Source organism: Draconibacterium mangrovi, from assembly GCF_010586825.1.
GTDB lineage: Bacteria > Bacteroidota > Bacteroidia > Bacteroidales > Prolixibacteraceae > Draconibacterium > Draconibacterium mangrovi.
In genome coordinates this window covers 100,845-118,645 of sequence record NZ_JAAAGB010000011.1, presented here as the reverse complement: position 1 = coordinate 118,645, position 17,801 = coordinate 100,845, and the positions used below count along the sequence as shown (strand labels likewise).

The window sequence follows — 17,801 nt, the reverse complement described above, 5'->3', positions numbered from 1 at the left end:
TTAGATACATTTTTTACTTGAGCCATTCGGATTTCCAGTTACTTCCCACGTATTTCCAGAATTTAATAACTCATCTACGCAAGTAACTTTTCGCGTTTGCTGTACTTCCTTAATTTGTGCTTCCATTTCCACATCGTAAACAGGAGCAGGCACTGCACGAATTACACCAAATGCAACCGGGAAATCGGGCAAAGCCATATTGATTAGCGCCAAATGCAGCGTTGGATCAACTTCCATTGCATCGTGTACCAGAATATCATCTTCGGTCACGCCGTTTTCACCAATCTTAACTACTTTAAGTTTGCCATTCTCGAATACCAAACCTTTTTCGTTTTCAGCTCCAAACAGCATTGGTTGTCCATGTTCAAGAACCAGTTGTCGGTCGGCACGGTGATTAGGATCGGTAATCGCATTGTGAATACCGTTGTTAAAAATCACACAGTTTTGAAGTACCTCAACAACAGATGTTCCTTTATGCTCAGCAGCTTTTTCAAGAACCGACTGGCTCAGTTTCAGGTTTCCGTCGATTGAACGGGCATAGAATGAACCACGCGCTCCGATCACCAATTGTCCGGGAACAAACGGATCTTCAACAGTTCCGAATGGCGATGTTTTACTCACGAAACCACGGTCGGAAGTTGGCGAATATTGTCCTTTGGTCAAACCATAAATACGGTTGTTAAACAGCACTACATTTAAATCAATATTTCTTCTGATCAGGTGAATAAAGTGGTTACCACCAATGGCCATCGAGTCGCCGTCTCCGGTCATTACCCAAACACTTAGTTCAGGGTTGGCAGCTTTCACACCCGACGCTACTGCTGTTGCCCGTCCGTGAATGGTATGGAAACCAAAAGTACTCATATAATAGGGGAAACGCGATGAACAACCAATACCCGAAATTACGGCAAATTTCTCTTTTGGAATTCCCATTCCGGCCATTGTCCGCTGTACGGCATTAATAATGGCAAAATCGCCACACCCTGCACACCAACGTACTTCATTCTCGCTTTTAAAGTCTTTAATTGTATAATTTACATCAGTCATTGTTTAGTCCTCCAAAAGTTTAGTAATACTTTCTTTTAATTCGCTAACGGTAAAAGGCAGTCCTTTTAGTTTGTTGGCCTGGTAATAGCTGAACTCAGGCAACTCGTTACGCAAATAGGCTGCAAACTGTCCAAGATTCAGCTCGCAAACAATAATCTTTTTGAATTTGCTGAATACCTCTTTTGTATTTTTTGGAAGCGGTTTAATGTAGTTGAAATGAGCTAAACTAACACTCTTCCCAGCCCTTCGCAGCTCGCGCACAGTGCTAGCTGTATGGCCAAAGGTTCCTCCCCAGCTTACCACTAGCACATCGCCTCCGTCTTCGTCGCCACAAATTTCGAGATCAGGAATCATGTCAACAACGCGCTGCACTTTTTCTTCCCTGATTTCGCTGTTCACCTGGTGGTTTTCCGGGTCGTGGCTTACGGTACCCGTAATATTCTTTTCTAATCCACCAATTCGGTGCTCGAAACCTGCCATTCCGGGGAATGCCCACTCACGTGCCAGCGTTGCGGCATCGCGTTTATAAGCTAGGAATTCTTCACTGTCGTTAGCAACTCGTGGAGTAATTGATGGAAGATCGGCCATTGCAGGAATTTTCCATGGCTCGCTACCGTTTCCTAAGAAACCATCGGTAAGCAAAATAACCGGAACCATTCTTTCCAGGGCAATTTTTGCCGACATATAAGCATAATGGAAACAATCGGACGGTGTGCTGGCTGCCAAAACTACAACCGGGCTTTCACCGTTACGTCCGTATAGCGCCTGCATTAAATCCGACTGCTCGGTTTTTGTAGGCAGTCCGGTTGACGGTCCACCACGCTGAACGTTTACAATTACCAGCGGCAATTCGGCCATAACAGCCAAACCAATTGCCTCACCTTTTAATGCCAATCCCGGACCGGAAGTGGTAGTAACGGCAAGATCGCCGGCAAACGAAGCACCAATCGCAGAACAGATACCTGCAATTTCATCTTCTGCCTGAAATGTTTTTACGCCCAGGTCTTTTCGTTCAGATAATGCTGTTAAAATATCGGTTGCAGGAGTAATTGGGTACGATCCCAAAAACAATTCCAAACCCGATTTTTCAGCAGCTGCTAAAAGTCCCCACGCCGTAGCATGGTTACCATTTATATTTCGGTAAGTACCGTTTTCAATTTCTGCAGGATGCACCAGATAACTTGGCGTCATGTGCTGCATTGTTAAACCATAGTTATAACCATCGTGCAACACTTTAATGTTTGAATCAACAACAACCGGTTTTTTCCTGAATTTATTCTTTACAAATTCTTCAACGTAATCCAGCGGACGATTAAACATCCAGCATACCAATCCCAAAGCAAACATGTTTTTGCTTCTCAATACACTTTTGTTATCCAGGCCAAAATCCTTTAGCCCTTCTTGCGTAAGACTTGAAATTGGCACCGGGATCTTAAAGAAATCCTGAAGGTTGCATTCCGTAAAAGGATCGTCGGTTTCAAAGTTCGCCTTCTTCAGGTTCTTTTCAGTAAACGAATCTGAATCATATATAATAGTACCGCCGGGCTCTAAAAAGCGCGCATTTGCTTTAATGGCCGCCGGATTCATGGCAACCAATACATTGGCATTATCTCCCGGGGTATTCACTTGTTTTTTTCCAAATTGTACCTGAAAACCCGATACACCCCCTACTGTTCCCTGTGGTGCACGAATTTCGGACGGATAATCCGGAAAGGTAGAAATATCATTTCCAAGAAGTGCCGTAGTGTCGGAAAACAAGGTTCCGGTAAGCTGCATTCCATCGCCGGAATCGCCGGAGAACCTAATGGCAACCTCTTCCAGTTCGATAACTTTAGTCTCTTTCATCTCATTAAAATTTATAGCTATTAGCGGTATTCGATGTAACTCGCTCTTAATCTCTCCTCGTAGTTCGAAAAATTATAACCGCTCGTTTCATCTCTAAAAATATTTGATTTCAATTTCGAAAAAAAACGGTTGATTATTTCTCAACCCCAAATTTCAAATTTTAGTTATTTTCTCTTAAGTCTGTATAATTCATAAAAAAAACGACTCCAAAACTACTAAATCATAATTTTAGAACCGGTTTTCATCAAGGTCGATCGAAAAATCTTAAAACAAATGTAACCATTATTTAACAAGATTTCGATGACATCTGTGATAGTTTTTTGGTTTTCTTATTTTTGTAATCAATTTAAAACCAATTCAGATAATGGCTATTATAAAAGAACTAAGAGATAAGACTCCTAAAACTGGAAAAGACTGCTTTCTGGCTGAAACAGCAACACTAATTGGAGATGTGGAGATAGGCGATAACTGCAGTATTTGGTACAATGCTGTGATTCGTGGTGATGTACATTACATTAAAATAGGTAACAATACCAATGTGCAGGACAATGCAACCATACACGCTACCTACCAAAAAAGCCCTACCAATATTGGCAATAACGTAACTATTGCGCATGGTGCCATCGTTCATGGTTGTACCATTAAGGACAATGTAATGATTGGGATGAACGCTGTTGTACTTGATAATGCAATTATTGAAAGTAATTCGATAATTGCTGCCGGCTCAGTGGTTACCAAAAATACCCGTGTTGAATCGGGCAGCGTTTATGCAGGTGTTCCGGCTAAAAAAGTAAAAGATATTAGCCCCGAACTGTTGCATGGCGAGGTGGAACGAATTGCAAATGCTTACCACATGTATTCAAGCTGGTATAAATAATGTACGAAGAAATAATAAATAAGAACCAAAAATTAGAACAATGAAACCAACCTTACTCATACTGGCTGCAGGAATGGGAAGTCGTTTTGGAGGCCTTAAACAAGTTGAACCTGTTGGCCCGAACGGAGAAGCAATTATCGATTACACCATTTTCGACGCTATTCGTGCCGGATTTGGCAAAGTAGTTTTTGTGATTCGCGAAAGTTTTGCCGATGCATTTAAAGAAAAGTTTGAAGCAAAATTAAGTGGTAAAATTGATGTGGAATATGTTTTTCAGGAGTTGGACAACCTACCTGAAGGATTTACATTGCCTGAAGGGCGCGAAAAACCGTGGGGAACAGCACATGCCATTCTGGTTGCCAAAGATGTGATTAACGAACCTTTTTGCGCTATAAACGCCGACGACTTTTACGGAGAGGGAGCTTACAAGATTATGGCCGACTTTCTGAACAAGGCGGTGCAGGAACAAACTTTTTCGATGATCGGCTACCAACTTAAAAACACATTGTCGGAACACGGATCGGTTTCGCGTGGTATGTGTACCGTGAATAAAAGCAACAACCTGGTAAAGATTGTTGAAACACACAACATATTCAAAAAAGAAGATGCTGCGGTTGCCATTGCGGAAGATGGTTCGGAAACTCCTTTAACAGGAAACGAAAGAGTATCAATGAACTTCTGGGGATTTCATCCTTCAATTTTCAAGGCACTGGAAAGCAAATTTGTACAATTCCTCGAAACCGAGATCGACAAACCAAAATCGGAAATGTACATTCCTTCGGTTGTTTTCGAAATGATCGAAGACAAAGAAGTGGAAGTGAAGGTACTGGAAGCCAACTCGCCGTGGTTTGGCGTTACCTACCAGGAGGACAAACCAATTGTGGTGAATAAAATTAACGCCTTAATTGAAGAAGGCGTTTACCCGGAGAAAATCTGGTAGAAAGTATAATTATATAAAACAAGAAGTCGGAAACCAGAATTTTCCGACTTCATTTTCTAACATAGCTAAACCATCATGACGAATCTAACGAACATTGCACAACACTTTCAACTAGAGGGTGAAATTGAAAACGTAAAACCGTTGGGAGAAGGTTTTATAAACGACACCTTTATTATTTCGACCAAAAACAGTGGCCCCCGATATATTTTACAGCGCAAAAACAAGAACATCTTCTCCCCCATCCCTGCGATGATGGAGAATATTCAAAAAGTTTGCACGCATATTAAAAAGAAAGTTGTTGATGCCGGTGGCGATCCGTTGCGCGAGGCAATGACCATCATTCCCACAAACGATGAAAAGCTTTATTTTCTGGATGACGAAGAGGAATTTTGGGCAGTTTGTCTATTTATAGAAGACACTATTGCCTACGAAGCTGCAGAAAATCCAGAACTGGCGTATGCTGGTGGTAAAGGAATTGGCAAATTCCAGTCGCTGGTGGCCGATTTAAAAGAGCCACTTGTAAATATTCTTCCGGGCTTTCACGATATCCGCTACCGCTTTAAACAGTGGGATGAAGTGCTGGCAAAAGATCCGGTTGGCAGAAAAGCTGAAGTGAGTGAAGAAATTTCGTGGATTGAAAGCAGAAAAGAGGAAATGCTGGCGTTTTGGGAACTGGTGGAAAACGGCGTAATTCCAACACGTATCAGCCATAACGACACCAAAATAAACAACATTCTTTTCAATAAAAACGGCGAAGTGCTTTGTGTGATCGATTTGGATACCGTACTTAGCAGCACAGTTTTAAACGACTTTGGCGATGCCATGCGTTTTTACACCAACACCGGTTTGGAAGACGACAAGAACCTGGATAATGTTTCGATGGATTTGGAAATCTTTAAAGCTTTTGCCAAGGGATATCTGGAAGAAACGGCCTCATTTTTAAGCCCGAAAGAAATTGAATACCTGGCATTTTCGGCTCGACACATTACTTATGAACAGGTTCTGCGATTTCTGATGGACTATATCGACGGAGATAATTATTACAAAACAAAATCGCCCGATCATAACCTGGTTCGTGCACGCGCACAATACAAGCTATTGCAAAGCATGGAGCAGCAGTTTGAGCAAATGGATGATTTTGTAAAATCGTATATCTCTGAATTACAGAATTAGGAAATACTCTTTTTAGAGGTGAACCGTTTTGGCGTTCACCTCACTACCCATAAATAAGGCGGCTTTGCTTTCGAAAGTGGCAGCTGATTCTGTAGTCTGGTATTTCAGACTTCCTCCTTTGGTTAAACGTTCTTCCATTTTAGGATGGCGTTGTAAATAATCAACCAGTTTTTCGGCAACAATGGCTCCCTGGGTTAAAATATTAATATTTTCGGGCACATACTTTTTAATCACATCAATCAACAATGGATAATGCGTACACCCCAGAATAAGGGTATCTAATGAATTATCTTTCTGAAATACGGAGTCAATATTTTTTTTCACAAAATAATCGGCTCCCGGATTATCTATTTCATTATTCTCTACCAAGGGTACCCACATGGGGCAAGCTTCCTGCACGGTTGACTTGACATGTCCTTCCGACCACTTTTCCAGTTCTATTGGGTACGACTCCGAAACCACTGTACCAACAGTTCCCAAAACACCAATGTGCCCGTTCCGGGTTATTTCCGCAACCTTTTCAACGCTCGGACGGATTACTCCCAACACACGATTATCGGGAGCCAGATGCGGTAAATCCAACATTTGAATATTACGCAAAGCCTTTGCCGAGGCGGTGTTACAGGCAATAATAACCAGTGGGCATCCTTGTGCAAACAAATATTTTACTGCCTGCAACGTATAATCGTAAACCACATCGAACGACCGTGTGCCGTAAGGTGTCCGGGCATTATCACCAAGGTATAAAAAGTCGTATTCGGGCATCGATTTTATTAACTCTTTCAAAACGGTAAGCCCACCGTACCCGGAATCAAAAACTCCAATTGGAGAGGATTTCATACTTTCAAATGGATTATATTTTAACGCTCAGAAACCAGTTTATAAGCTTCATCATAAAATTTACCAAGGTTCGACCAGTCGAAATGCATAGCCGCTTCCTCGCAACGATAACGCAAGGCTATCCGGTCGCGGCGCGATAAGTTTACAAACTCAAACAACATGTTCGCCAACTCTTCTGCTGCGCGGTTAAAATTACCATCGGTCCGGTCGATAATGAACATTCCTTTGTTATCGTGATCTTCAACATTGTTCACCACATAATCGCCAAATCCTGCCAGATTACTGGTTATCGATGGCAGACCACTTGCCAGGCATTCAAGTGGAGTATAACCCCAAGGCTCGTACATACTCGGGAAAATACCGAGGTGACATCCGCGCACAAACTGTGTGTAATCCATTTTAAACAAGGGATTCGTTGTTGCTATAAAATCAGGGTGATATACAATTTTAACTTTATCATGCCGGTTATTTACCAGGTTCGAGGTACGCAGGAAATTCAATATTTCATCTTTTGCATCGTCAACCAAAGCATGCGTTACTACCTTTGGCAGGTTCTGTGTTTTCCAACTTTGTACGTTACGTCGCAATTTCAATCGCAGGTAATCGTCAACCAAATCTCTTAAATCCGGAAACTGATAACTACCTGTTATTCGTGTAATTTCGTTATACAGCCTGTGCCCTACCTGTTCTTTAATCTCTTCCACTACGCGGCCAACATCCTCAATTTGTGCTTTCGACTGCAATACTTCAGGGTTAAATGAATAAAACGGCCTTTTGGTAATAAAGAACGAAACCACCGTCATATCAGTTCCGGCCTGCTGCATTTTCCAGTTTAAACGAGCCAGCGCTTCAAGCGTTAAATCGTAACCTTTATTTTGGTACTCGTAGCGCCCCGAAGTAAAGAAATAAAGGGTTTTATCCAGATCGAAAGAATAACTCTGAAAAAAGTGCCCCATTACAAACTCATGGATCTTTTTCTTCACCTGAACGTGTTGGTTTTGCACTTCGTGAGTTGCCTCGAATCGTTCAATGTTCAATCCGTTTGGCAGAATCATATCCGGTGTTCGGCCCAATAAATGCGTACACTCGCGAGCTGTTACTTCACTTACCGTGGTAAATACATGTGCACCGTGTGCCGATGCGCGTTCGATATTTGCAATGGGCGCCACATTAAATTTATTGGCTTCCTCTTCCCAATTGTAAAATGGTAAATGACTGTAAAATTCCTGATCATTCATGGCCAGGTAACGCCCCAGCAATGTTGCATGAGTGGTAAATACCGTTTTTATATTCAGATTCGATTTTCGTATTCCGGGAATTGGCAAACCAGCCATCCACTCGTGAAAGTGCGCGATAATATTTTCGTTACAAAAATCGCTTCCGCACAAATAATGAAAAAACTCTTTCACCTGAAATCCAAAAGCTGCCACTTTATCCAGCAACTCATCACCATCGGGAATGGCAATATTATAATCTTTAAACAGGTAATATTTTATTTCACCCAGTTTGTCGTAAATCGAATACGGGTTAAAAAGAATCACATTCGGCCGACCAGAGACGATCCATTGTCCGTAATACACTTCGAAGCCACGCGACTGCATTTCCAAAACGGCCTTACCAATGGGTGTCGAGAAATCGGTTGCCGGATCGAAATGTGCTGCTGCCTGCTCGGCAAAATAAGGCCCGATAAGGAAATAATTCTCATTGCCCCATTTATCAATCACCGATGGCACTTTTGAGCGAATTACCGTGTAAATCCCTCCTACCTGGTTGCAAACCTCCCAGGCAATTTCAAAAAGTTTAGTATTTTCTATCCGCTCCTTTTTGGTATTTTCCTTGTTTATCTTCGCTGCCTTCATATGTTTATTTTAGTTAGATGTCTGGTTTTTATCACCTTCCTCTTTTTCCTGAACAACCCGCTGTCAGGATTTTTGAGATCAATAAATATAGTTTTTATCTCCTATCAATCCAATATGTTTAAAAAGAAAAGCGCATAAAAAAAACCGCTTATCTTTCGACAAGCGGTTTTCAATATTGTAGTAAATCAATTTCTTACTGAATACCCAATTTAGTTTTTACCAAAGGTAAAACATCAACACTTTGGTTCGACTTGTAAAGGATAGTTCTGTTTCCAGCACCTGAATCGAAAACATAAATCAGACCTTGTTCCTTAGCTACGTCTTCAATTGCTTTTTCAGCTTTATCAAAAACAGGTCCTAAAAGCTCGGCTTGTTTTTGTTGCACCTGTTGTTGTGCAGTTATCTGGTAATTCTGGATACGTTGTTGTACATCCTGAATTTCGGCAATCTTTGCATTTCTTTTAATATCCGAAACCTCTTCTCCCATTGCTTCAAATTCGCCTAATTTTGCCTGGTAATCTTTTTGCATTTCACCAAGAATTTCTTCCAATTCCCCCTGAAATACATTAAACTCGGCTTCAGCAGCAGTTCTTTCCGGCATAACCTGAACTAATGCCTGCAGGTCGATGTGTCCGAATTTTAAAGATTGAGCATTGGCAGCAGTATATGATGCTACAGTGAACACTAGCACTGCCATTAATTTCATTAAATTTCTCATAATCAAAGTGGTCTTAATTTTTGCTTGCAAATATAGTATTTAATACCAATTAATAATTAAAATGAACAATTGATTTAGATTGAATCGTTCTATTTTAAAAACCGAATTATTTATTTATTTATACCCCAGTTTTCTAAGCACTTCATCGCTCAAATCGTACCGTGGATTGGTATAAAATAAAGTAGCATCGCCGGCCTTATCAAAAATCACGGCATAGCTACCATCGGTAGCTAATTCCTGAACGGCGTTAAAGATGTCGTCCTGAATAGGCTTAATCAATCCCTGACGTTTTTTGAAAAGGTCGCCACTTGGTCCGAAATACTTACGTTGCAATGTTTTATAATCTTTTTCTTTAGTTATAATCACATCCTCGCGTTTGCGTTTCATGTCTTCAGACAACAGTACACTTTCGGCCTGAAAATCCTGGTACATTTGTTCGATTTCAGCATGCATCGATTCCAGTTCTTTTTGGTACTGCGACGACAACTGATTCAGTTGCTCCTGAGCAGCGTTAAACGATGGAATGTTTTCCATAATGTATTCAGAATCGATAAACGCGAATTTCTGAGCGTTTGCAAATAACGTTACTGAAAATATTACTGCAATTGATAAAATAATTTTCTTCATGGCAAATTCTTTTTTAGTTAAACTGGTTTTTGTCTATCATATTTTATGCCAAAGCTATTTTCTGTTAGAACTGCTGACCAATTACGAAGTGGAACTGGCTACCTGCAGCATCGGAAACACCCGGTACCTCGTCAAATCCATACCCCCAGTCGATTCCCATTAATCCGAACATTGGCAGGAAGATACGTACACCAACACCAGCTGAACGGTGCAACTTAAACGGTACATAATTCTGGAAACTGATTCCTGCGTTACCTGCCTCCATAAAAGCAAGCGCATAAATAGTAGCACTCGGTTTCAAAGTAATCGGGAAACGAAGTTCTGTAGTGAACTTAGAATACATGTTCGAACCATTTCTCGGACTCAAACTGTAGTCTTTGTAACCACGCAGCGCAATATAATCGGTACCATAAATATTGTATCCCGACATACCGGAACCACCAACAATAAAACCTTCGAAAGGTGATTTACGTCCTGAGTCGAAATAACCAAGGAACCCCATTTCAAGTGCAGTTCTTAACACCAGTGTATGATCTCCGCTCGGATTTGTTAATGGGGTGTACCAATCACCCTTTAACAACCACTTATGATATTCAATCCATTTGTATCGCTCATCATTGGTTATGCTTTCGTCCGAATAATCTTTACCATTAAACAACGAATAAGGTGGTGTCATTTTTAAAGCCAGCGAAAGATTTGAACCTCTTCGCGAGTATAGTGGGTTATCCACCGAACTACGTCCGAAAACCGTTTTAAAACTCAGGTTATTAAATGTTCCGTTTACCTGGCCATTTTCGTCGGCCATAAAATAGAACATACTTCCCATGTTTCGAAGGTTATAATGCTCCAGCGACAATTCATGATACACAGTAAAGTAGTCATCAGGCCACGATAAACGATATCCGTAACCCAAAGCCAATGCCGTGGTTTCCCATATCTGATCATCATCTTCGTTCTCATTTTCCGAATCGTAGTTATACTGGTATTGCGGGTATGAATTATAACCACCATAGCCGTAAGGAGAATAGCCGCCGCCATATGGAGAGTAGCCACCATAACCACCACCATAACCATAAGGTGAATAGCCATAACTGCTGCCATAACCGTATGGATTATAGCGTTGAGTATATCGGTTAGCGCTATAATTAATTCGCGAGTGCGATAAGGACACCGAAAATGAATTAGGTTTTTTACCACCTAACCACGGCTCAATAAACGACAAACTTACCGTACGATAATATTTACCACTTGTTTGATAACGCAAACTCAGTGTCTGTCCATCGCCGGTAGGCAGTGGACGCCAGGCTTCTTTATTAAAGATGTTACGAACCGAAAAGTTGGCAAATTTTAAACCTACCGATCCAACAAACATACCGGCTCCCCAACCTCCGGAAAGCTCAATCTGGTCGTTTGCTTTTTCCTGTAGTTGATATTCAATATCCACTGTTCCATCTTCGGGGTGAGGCTGAACATCGGGGTTAATGGCTTCCGGATCGAAGTGTCCGAGCTGCGCCAATTCCCTGTACGAACGCATCAGCAATGTTTTACTGAAAAGATCTCCTGGATAAGTACGAAGTTCGCGACGGGCAACATGTTCGTGTGTTTTTGTGTTACCCACAATACGCACTTCGTTTATTGTTGCCTGCTCACCCTCGATAATACGCATTTCATAATTGATGGTATCGCCGTTAACATTCACCTCTACAGGATCGAGGTCAAAAAACAGGTAACCTCTGTCGAGATAAAGATTGTTCAAACCTTCTTCGTTATCGAACAGGCGTTTATCCAGTATCTTTTGGTTAAATACATCTCCTTTTTTAATCCCCAGAACCAAATCGAGATAATCGGAAGGATAAACAGTATTACCCACCCAGCGAATATCTCCAAAGTAGTATTTATCGCCTTCTTCAACGTCTAAATCGATATTAACCCGGGGTTTGTTTTTTCGCCCAACTTCTACCTGGTAAACCGAATCGTCGACAATAATCGCATCGCGGTAACCTTTTTCGTTGTATTTATCGATTAGGTTTGCCTGATCTTTATCGTATTCTTCCTGAAGGAATTTTTTGGTTTTAAAGAAATTTCGCAACGATTTTTCGTTTGTTTTCTTCATGGCACGTTCCAATGTAACATCCGAAAGTGCCTCGTTGCCTTCAATATCTATATTATTAACCTTTACCTTTTCTTTTTTGTCAACGTAAATATCCAGAATTACGCTGTTGTTTTGGGTGGTATCGTCGCGCTGAACAATGTTAACCTCGGTGTTAAGGAAACCCTTACCGTGGAAAATATTCATAATTGTTCGTTCGGCACTGTTTACCTGGTGATCGGTGATCTGACTTCCCCGCAAGAGTAAAACCTTTTCGGTAATGTCGTCCTTTTCCGATTTTGAAACACCATAAAAATTTACATCCCCCAAACGAGGCCGTTCCTGCAAATAAATATCTATCCAAATCTGATTTCCGATAATTTTAGTTGCCTGTATTTTTACATCGGAAAACAGGCCCTGTTGCCAGAGTTTTTTTATCGCAATTGTAATTGCATCTCCGGGTACCATTATTTCATCGCCTACTTTTAAACCCGACAGCTGGATAAGCACATCTTTATCCAGATAGCGGATTCCTGAAACCTGCACATCGGCAATTGTATACTTGCGTGCGCTTGAATAGTAGATTGAAAAGTTTGTACTATCAGCTTCTTGTGCAAAAAGCTGTGGCACAAACGCTACAAAAAGGAATAAAAAGGCGACTAATGGTCTTTTGATTCTAGTCATAAAATTAGCTCGTTAACTGTTCACTTGTTTTTCCAAATCTTCTCTCTCTGTTCTGATAATCAAGAATGGCTTCATATAAATCTTCTTTTCTAAAATCGGGCCATAATTTGTTCGTAAAATACAACTCAGAGTAAGCTATCTGCCACAACAGAAAGTTACTAATCCGATATTCGCCGCTGGTTCTTATCATTAGCTCCGGATCAGGCAATTCTGAGGTAGACAAATAATCTTGGAACAGTTCGTTATTTATTTTTTCTTGTGTAATCTTGTTATTAGCCAAATCGTCGGCCAGTTTTTTTACGGCATTAAGCACATCCCATCTTCCGCTGTAACTTAAAGCCAGCACCAGATTCAACCCGGTATTATTTTGTAATGCATCAACACAACCCTGAAGTTTTGCCTGCACATTTTCGGGCATCACATCCACACATCCGATAACGCTAAGCCTTACATTGTTTTTGTTTAGCTCCTGTGTTTCGGCTTCAATGGCATGCACCAAAAGCGCCATAAGTGCTTCAACTTCTTCTTTTGGGCGGTCCCAGTTTTCGGTAGAAAATGCATAAAGAGTGAGGTGTTTTACGCCAATTTCGCCGGCTCCCTCCACTACGGCACGAACAGACTCAACGCCATTCTCGTGTCCCATAACGCGGGGTTTGCCATGTTTTGCGGCCCACCTTCCGTTGCCATCCATAATAATGGCAATATGCTTTGGAATATTATTTCTATCTAATCTGTCAACTGTTTTCATCACCAATTTTTAGCATCGTAGGCCGGACAAGCCTTTTTGCCTATAAAAATCATATATGTGAGATGTACCCCCAAATATCCTGCCCAGTCGTTGTTATGCGAACCATCATTATAAGTGATGGTTTCACCAAAACCATTTACATGTGCCAGCGGATCATCCAAATCGTCCAATTGATCACTCATATATTTGCGCATCTGGTACTCAACTCCTAACCCCAAACGTTCGCCAATGGTATATTTAAATCCTATTCCAAACGGAATGGTTGGCGTTGCTACCGACTCTTCGTATTCAACATCTATCGGATCACCTGCCGCATCAAACCGCAGTTCCGGATGATCAGGATTAAATCCTAATATTCCTGCAGGCCCTAACGGATCAGTCGCTAATCTCCCCGACGTAAATGTGTAGGGAAAAAATGCTACACCAATTCCGAATGTAACATACGGACTAAACCTCAGTTTTTGCTTACCTAAAATATACCTCAGGTAATTAATTTCTGCCTGCAGGCTTAAATCATGAACCGATTTATCAAACTCCCATGGCGCACTTTCTACTGTTCCTTCGCTGGCAAATGTGCCGGTAAGAAACATGGCGCGCACGGCTACGCGGGCATTAAAATTATACCTGAAATAAGCTCCAAAATTTAAATTGAACGATTGAAACGGGGCATCTTCATCCATGTCGCCATGTACCGATGTTAATGTACCTCCCCAGATTCCGATGTCAGCTGTTTTTTGTGCATGTACTGAAACAGTCAGCAAAACTGTAACAAACACCAATAATAATTTTCTCATCTTGGTATTCAATTTCGTTTATTTAACAATGGTTTCAGACATGTTATTTTTATCACTTACTTCATTTTGAAATGAAAAAATTACTGTTCGTTTCAATATGGTTTTTCTGGCCTGAAATGCTACAAAAACACACCAATCTACGAACAAAAATCAAACTCATAACAAACTGAATATCAATGAACTTAAACGTATAAAAACGTTTTATCTTTTGCTTTCAAAAGCTACAAAAGTAATATAATTCTAAAAATAACATGCTCCTTTGTTATTATAAAACCGAAACAAAGATTAAAAATTGTTAAGTAGGCCTATGAATTGTAGTTTCTTCGGTCCATTCCCCACATTAGCTTATTGCGTAAGGTATTAAAAAAGGGCTGTTCGGGCAGTTGTAATGTTTTGAGATTAAACCCGGCTTTTTTCACTTTTATTTTGGTAGAAAACTCAACGGCGAACGAACGCGAATCGAGTGAAGTAAGGTAGTTGGTTCCCCGGCCTTCAACGGTAAGTTCTATTTCACTGGTGTCGGGAACCACAATCGGTCGGATAGTTAGGTTGTGTGGTGCCAGCGGGGTAATTACAAAGTTGGCCGAATTGGGTGTTAAAATGGGACCACCAACACTTAAGGAATAAGCCGTTGATCCGGTTGGAGTGGCAATTATCAAACCATCGGCCCAGTAATTATTGAGAAACTCGCCGTTAACCCGTGCCGTAACATTTAACATCGATGAGTTATCGGTTTTCAGCACCGTCATTTCATTCAATGCATAGTTAAAGTCGAGGTTTTCCTGGTTCGAAAACTCAATCTCCAACATCGAACGCTCAACGATTTTATAGTTCTTGCTAAAAATACTTTCGAGAGCATTATGCACCTGGTCTTCCGAAATATCAGCAAGAAATCCTAAACGGCCTCCGTTCAGTCCAATTACGGGGATATCGAAATTACGAATATTCAACACCGACTGCAGAAATGTTCCATCGCCCCCAACACTAAAAATAAAATCATTGTCGGGATCAAAATCGGAATACGAATGAAAAAACGAGGTATAATAGGTTGAACTGTTTAACTCTTCAACCACGTGAGAATAAAAAGGCTTGTATAATTGTACTTCGATATTTTTTGCGCGCAAAAAGGCAAAAAACTCCTGCAAAACAGGAACAAAATCATCGGAAACCAGCGTACCAAATACTGCAACTTTCACTATTCGATTGGATTTAAATATTCATAAATTTCATAAACTGATCGAAACGATCCTGGTACAGGTCATTCAACATCGACCGATCCTGGTAAATGGCTTTTACATTATAATCGTAACGCATAAGCGCCTGAACAACTCCCGACAATTCCTCTGAGTCAAGTTTAATTATAACATCCAGCACATTCGCTCCGGGTTTACGATCGATAAAGAAGCTGAGTATTTTCACATCGTTACTTTCCACAATCTGGCTGATCTGCGCTACAGAATAATCGCTCACATTCATCTCGATAACCAACACACCGCCCACTTCCTGCAGCGAAAACAGGCTGGCAAAGCGCCGGGCCAAATCATACAATGTAATGGCTCCCAGGTAATAGTGGTCTTCATCAAGCACCGGCAACACACTAATCTTTAGTTTGTACATTACGATTGCCAGCTCGAAAATATGCTGATCGCTGTGCGCATGTGTTGTGTTTAGCTTATCTAATGCGGTTGAAAGCTGCGCCTCAACCAGGTTCAGATCGTATATTAATTTATCAGAAACAAGTCCCAGGTATTTCGATTCGTCAACCACCGGAATATGCGACACACGGTAAACATCCATATGACTCAGCGCTTTACGCCCTGTTTCGGAACTGCTTACCGACGGAATTACATCTGATATTAGTTTTTCTGCCAACAAAACTTTACTGTTTAATGTTAATCGTTCAGCCTGAAAATAGTAACTTGCGTCTTTAAATTTTTAGTTATGACCAGACTTAGTGTAAATATAAATAAAATTGCAACACTGCGAAACTCTCGCGGTGGCAAAATGCCCAGCGTTAAGGATGCCGCTGTCAATTGTCAAAAATTTGGTGCTCAAGGAATTACCATCCATCCACGCCCCGATGAGCGGCACATTACACGTAAAGATGTTTACGAGATAAAACCACTGATAACCACTGAATTTAACATTGAAGGTTACCCCAGTGAAGATTTCCTGAAAATGGTTATTGAAGTGCAGGCCGACCAGGTTACTCTGGTACCGGATACCGACGCTCAATTAACCAGCGATCATGGCTGGGACACGTGGAAACACCTTGGTTTTCTGAAAGATGTGATTGCCCGCTTACAGGAAGCCGGCATCCGTACATCTATTTTTGTCGATCCGGATGAAAAAGCGGTGGAAGGTGCAGCGGAGATTAAAACCGACCGTATTGAATTGTACACCGAACCTTATGCAACGCTATACCCTATTGATCATGTAAAAGCAATTGAACCATTTGTTAGGGCGGCCAAAATGGCGGAGAACCTGGGTATTGATGTAAATGCCGGTCACGATTTAAGTTTGGAAAACCTGAATTACATGTATCATAAAATCCCGAACTTAAAAGAAGTTTCAATTGGGCATGCACTTATTGCCGATGCACTTTATTTAGGTTTGGAAACTACCATACAGAAATACCTCGACTGCCTCAAATAGAACAAAACGGCAGCAGCAGCAGTTAACACACTATGGATTTATATTACCGAAAGACAGGCAGTGGATCGCCACTGGTAATTATACACGGACTTTACGGATCGTCGGATAACTGGATGAACATCTCGAAACGACTGGCCGAAAAGCATACGATTTATATGATCGATCAGCGCAACCATGGGCGATCGGGATTTACAGAATCGCACACTTACAACGACATGCGCGATGACCTGGCGGAGTTTTTTGAGAAGCACAACATCGAAAAAGCCACCATACTTGGGCACAGCATGGGTGGGAAAACAGCCATGTGGTTTGCTGCCGATTACCCTGAAAAGGTAGAAAAACTTGTGATTGCCGACATTGCCCCAAAAGACTACCTGCAACTCAAACAAGAGGGACAGTTTTACCTGCATCAAAATATTCTGCTGGCCATGCAGGACATTGATTTTTCGATGGTGAAATCGCGTAACGATGTGAATGATTTTCTGGCAGAAAAAATAGATGATGAACGCATCAGGATGTTTCTTCTGAAGAATGTAGAGAAAAATAAAAAAACCAAACAGTTTCAATGGCGGGTAAATGCAGAAGTGCTTTATGATTACCTGGAAGAAATTGTTAGTGGGGTAAATATTCACTGGCTCGACGATCGAATTCCGATAACAACCTACCCGGTAATTTTTATCCGTGGTTTACTTTCGAAGTACATTCAGGACGAGGATATAGAACTGATAAAAGAAATTTATCCGGAAGCACGAATTGTTGATATTCCCGATGCCGGACACTGGCTGCATGCCGAACAACCACAAAAGTTTGCTGAAGCGGTGTTTTTATGCTGCTAGTTCCATAGATTGAGTCAGATTGATTTTAAGATTGAGTGAGATTGAAAACGTGAAAACTGTACATCTGTT

At 41.2% G+C, this 17,801-nt stretch carries 16 protein-coding genes; 5 read left to right on the top strand and 11 right to left on the bottom strand.

The features are described from left to right. Together G4420_RS20470 and G4420_RS20465 are read right to left on the bottom strand one after the other, a co-directional pair. Complete coding sequence (locus G4420_RS20470) at positions 1-1,047, bottom strand: 2-oxoacid:ferredoxin oxidoreductase subunit beta (protein ID WP_163325813.1); 1,047 nt, start codon at positions 1,045-1,047, stop codon at positions 1-3. A gap of 3 nt (positions 1,048-1,050) precedes the next feature. Next, positions 1,051-2,892 (bottom strand): 2-oxoacid:acceptor oxidoreductase subunit alpha, encoded by a 1,842-nt coding sequence (locus tag G4420_RS20465; protein WP_163325812.1) that lies wholly within the window; start codon positions 2,890-2,892, stop codon positions 1,051-1,053. 364 nt (positions 2,893-3,256) lie between these two features. On the opposite strand from G4420_RS20465, the gene G4420_RS20460 reads away from it, so the two are divergent. The 3 genes from G4420_RS20460 (at position 3,257) to G4420_RS20450 (ending at position 5,882) form a co-directional block, all read left to right on the top strand. Continuing rightward, the gene (locus G4420_RS20460; protein WP_163325811.1) at positions 3,257-3,769 is read left to right on the top strand and encodes a gamma carbonic anhydrase family protein; all 513 of its coding nucleotides are present in this window, start codon (positions 3,257-3,259) and stop codon (positions 3,767-3,769) included. Positions 3,770-3,809: 40 nt separating this feature from the next. After that, positions 3,810-4,709 carry a nucleotidyltransferase family protein gene (locus G4420_RS20455; RefSeq protein WP_163325810.1) on the top strand — a complete coding sequence of 300 codons (900 nt, stop codon included), beginning with the start codon at positions 3,810-3,812 and terminating at the stop codon, positions 4,707-4,709. Between the two features lie 75 nt (positions 4,710-4,784). Continuing rightward, positions 4,785-5,882: a phosphotransferase enzyme family protein gene (locus G4420_RS20450; protein ID WP_163325809.1), complete on the top strand. Its 1,098-nt coding sequence runs from the start codon at positions 4,785-4,787 to the stop codon at positions 5,880-5,882. A 12-nt stretch (positions 5,883-5,894) separates the two neighbouring features. On the opposite strand, the gene murI is transcribed toward G4420_RS20450, so the two are convergent. From murI to G4420_RS20405, 9 genes are all read right to left on the bottom strand, one after another. Next, positions 5,895-6,722, bottom strand: coding sequence for a glutamate racemase (gene murI / locus G4420_RS20445; RefSeq protein ID WP_163325808.1), 828 nt, complete (start codon positions 6,720-6,722; stop codon positions 5,895-5,897). Positions 6,723-6,742: 20 nt separating this feature from the next. Then, the gene (locus tag G4420_RS20440) at positions 6,743-8,581 is read right to left on the bottom strand and encodes a glycosyltransferase (protein ID WP_163325807.1); all 1,839 of its coding nucleotides are present in this window, start codon (positions 8,579-8,581) and stop codon (positions 6,743-6,745) included. Positions 8,582-8,774: 193 nt separating this feature from the next. Next, on the bottom strand, positions 8,775-9,299 hold the full coding sequence (locus G4420_RS20435; RefSeq protein ID WP_163325806.1) for an OmpH family outer membrane protein: 525 nt from the start codon (positions 9,297-9,299) through the stop codon (positions 8,775-8,777). Between the two features lie 114 nt (positions 9,300-9,413). Continuing rightward, positions 9,414-9,926, bottom strand: a complete 513-nt coding sequence (locus G4420_RS20430; RefSeq protein WP_163325805.1) for an OmpH family outer membrane protein — start codon at positions 9,924-9,926, stop codon at positions 9,414-9,416. A gap of 64 nt (positions 9,927-9,990) precedes the next feature. Next, entirely contained in the window at positions 9,991-12,699 is a 2,709-nt protein-coding gene (gene bamA, locus G4420_RS20425) for an outer membrane protein assembly factor BamA (protein ID WP_163325804.1), read from the bottom strand. A 4-nt stretch (positions 12,700-12,703) separates the two neighbouring features. After that, the gene (locus G4420_RS20420; protein ID WP_163325803.1) at positions 12,704-13,447 is read right to left on the bottom strand and encodes an isoprenyl transferase; all 744 of its coding nucleotides are present in this window, start codon (positions 13,445-13,447) and stop codon (positions 12,704-12,706) included. Then, the gene (locus G4420_RS20415; protein WP_163325802.1) at positions 13,447-14,241 is read right to left on the bottom strand and encodes a DUF6089 family protein; all 795 of its coding nucleotides are present in this window, start codon (positions 14,239-14,241) and stop codon (positions 13,447-13,449) included. The genes G4420_RS20420 and G4420_RS20415 overlap by 1 nt, the downstream gene beginning before the upstream one ends. 305 nt (positions 14,242-14,546) lie before the next feature. After that, a complete protein-coding gene (locus G4420_RS20410) occupies positions 14,547-15,437 on the bottom strand; it encodes an NAD kinase (protein ID WP_163325801.1) in 891 nt (296 codons plus the stop codon). A 13-nt stretch (positions 15,438-15,450) separates the two neighbouring features. Continuing rightward, positions 15,451-16,113, bottom strand: a complete 663-nt coding sequence (locus G4420_RS20405; RefSeq protein ID WP_163325800.1) for a CBS domain-containing protein — start codon at positions 16,111-16,113, stop codon at positions 15,451-15,453. A gap of 69 nt (positions 16,114-16,182) precedes the next feature. Here G4420_RS20405 and G4420_RS20400 point away from each other — a divergent pair, with 69 nt between their 5' ends. Both G4420_RS20400 and G4420_RS20395 read left to right on the top strand, forming a co-directional pair. After that, a complete protein-coding gene (locus G4420_RS20400; RefSeq protein ID WP_045030752.1) occupies positions 16,183-16,896 on the top strand; it encodes a pyridoxine 5'-phosphate synthase in 714 nt (237 codons plus the stop codon). Positions 16,897-16,928: 32 nt separating this feature from the next. Then, on the top strand, positions 16,929-17,732 hold the full coding sequence (locus G4420_RS20395) for an alpha/beta fold hydrolase (protein ID WP_163325799.1): 804 nt from the start codon (positions 16,929-16,931) through the stop codon (positions 17,730-17,732). Positions 17,733-17,801: the final 69 nt, after the last annotated feature.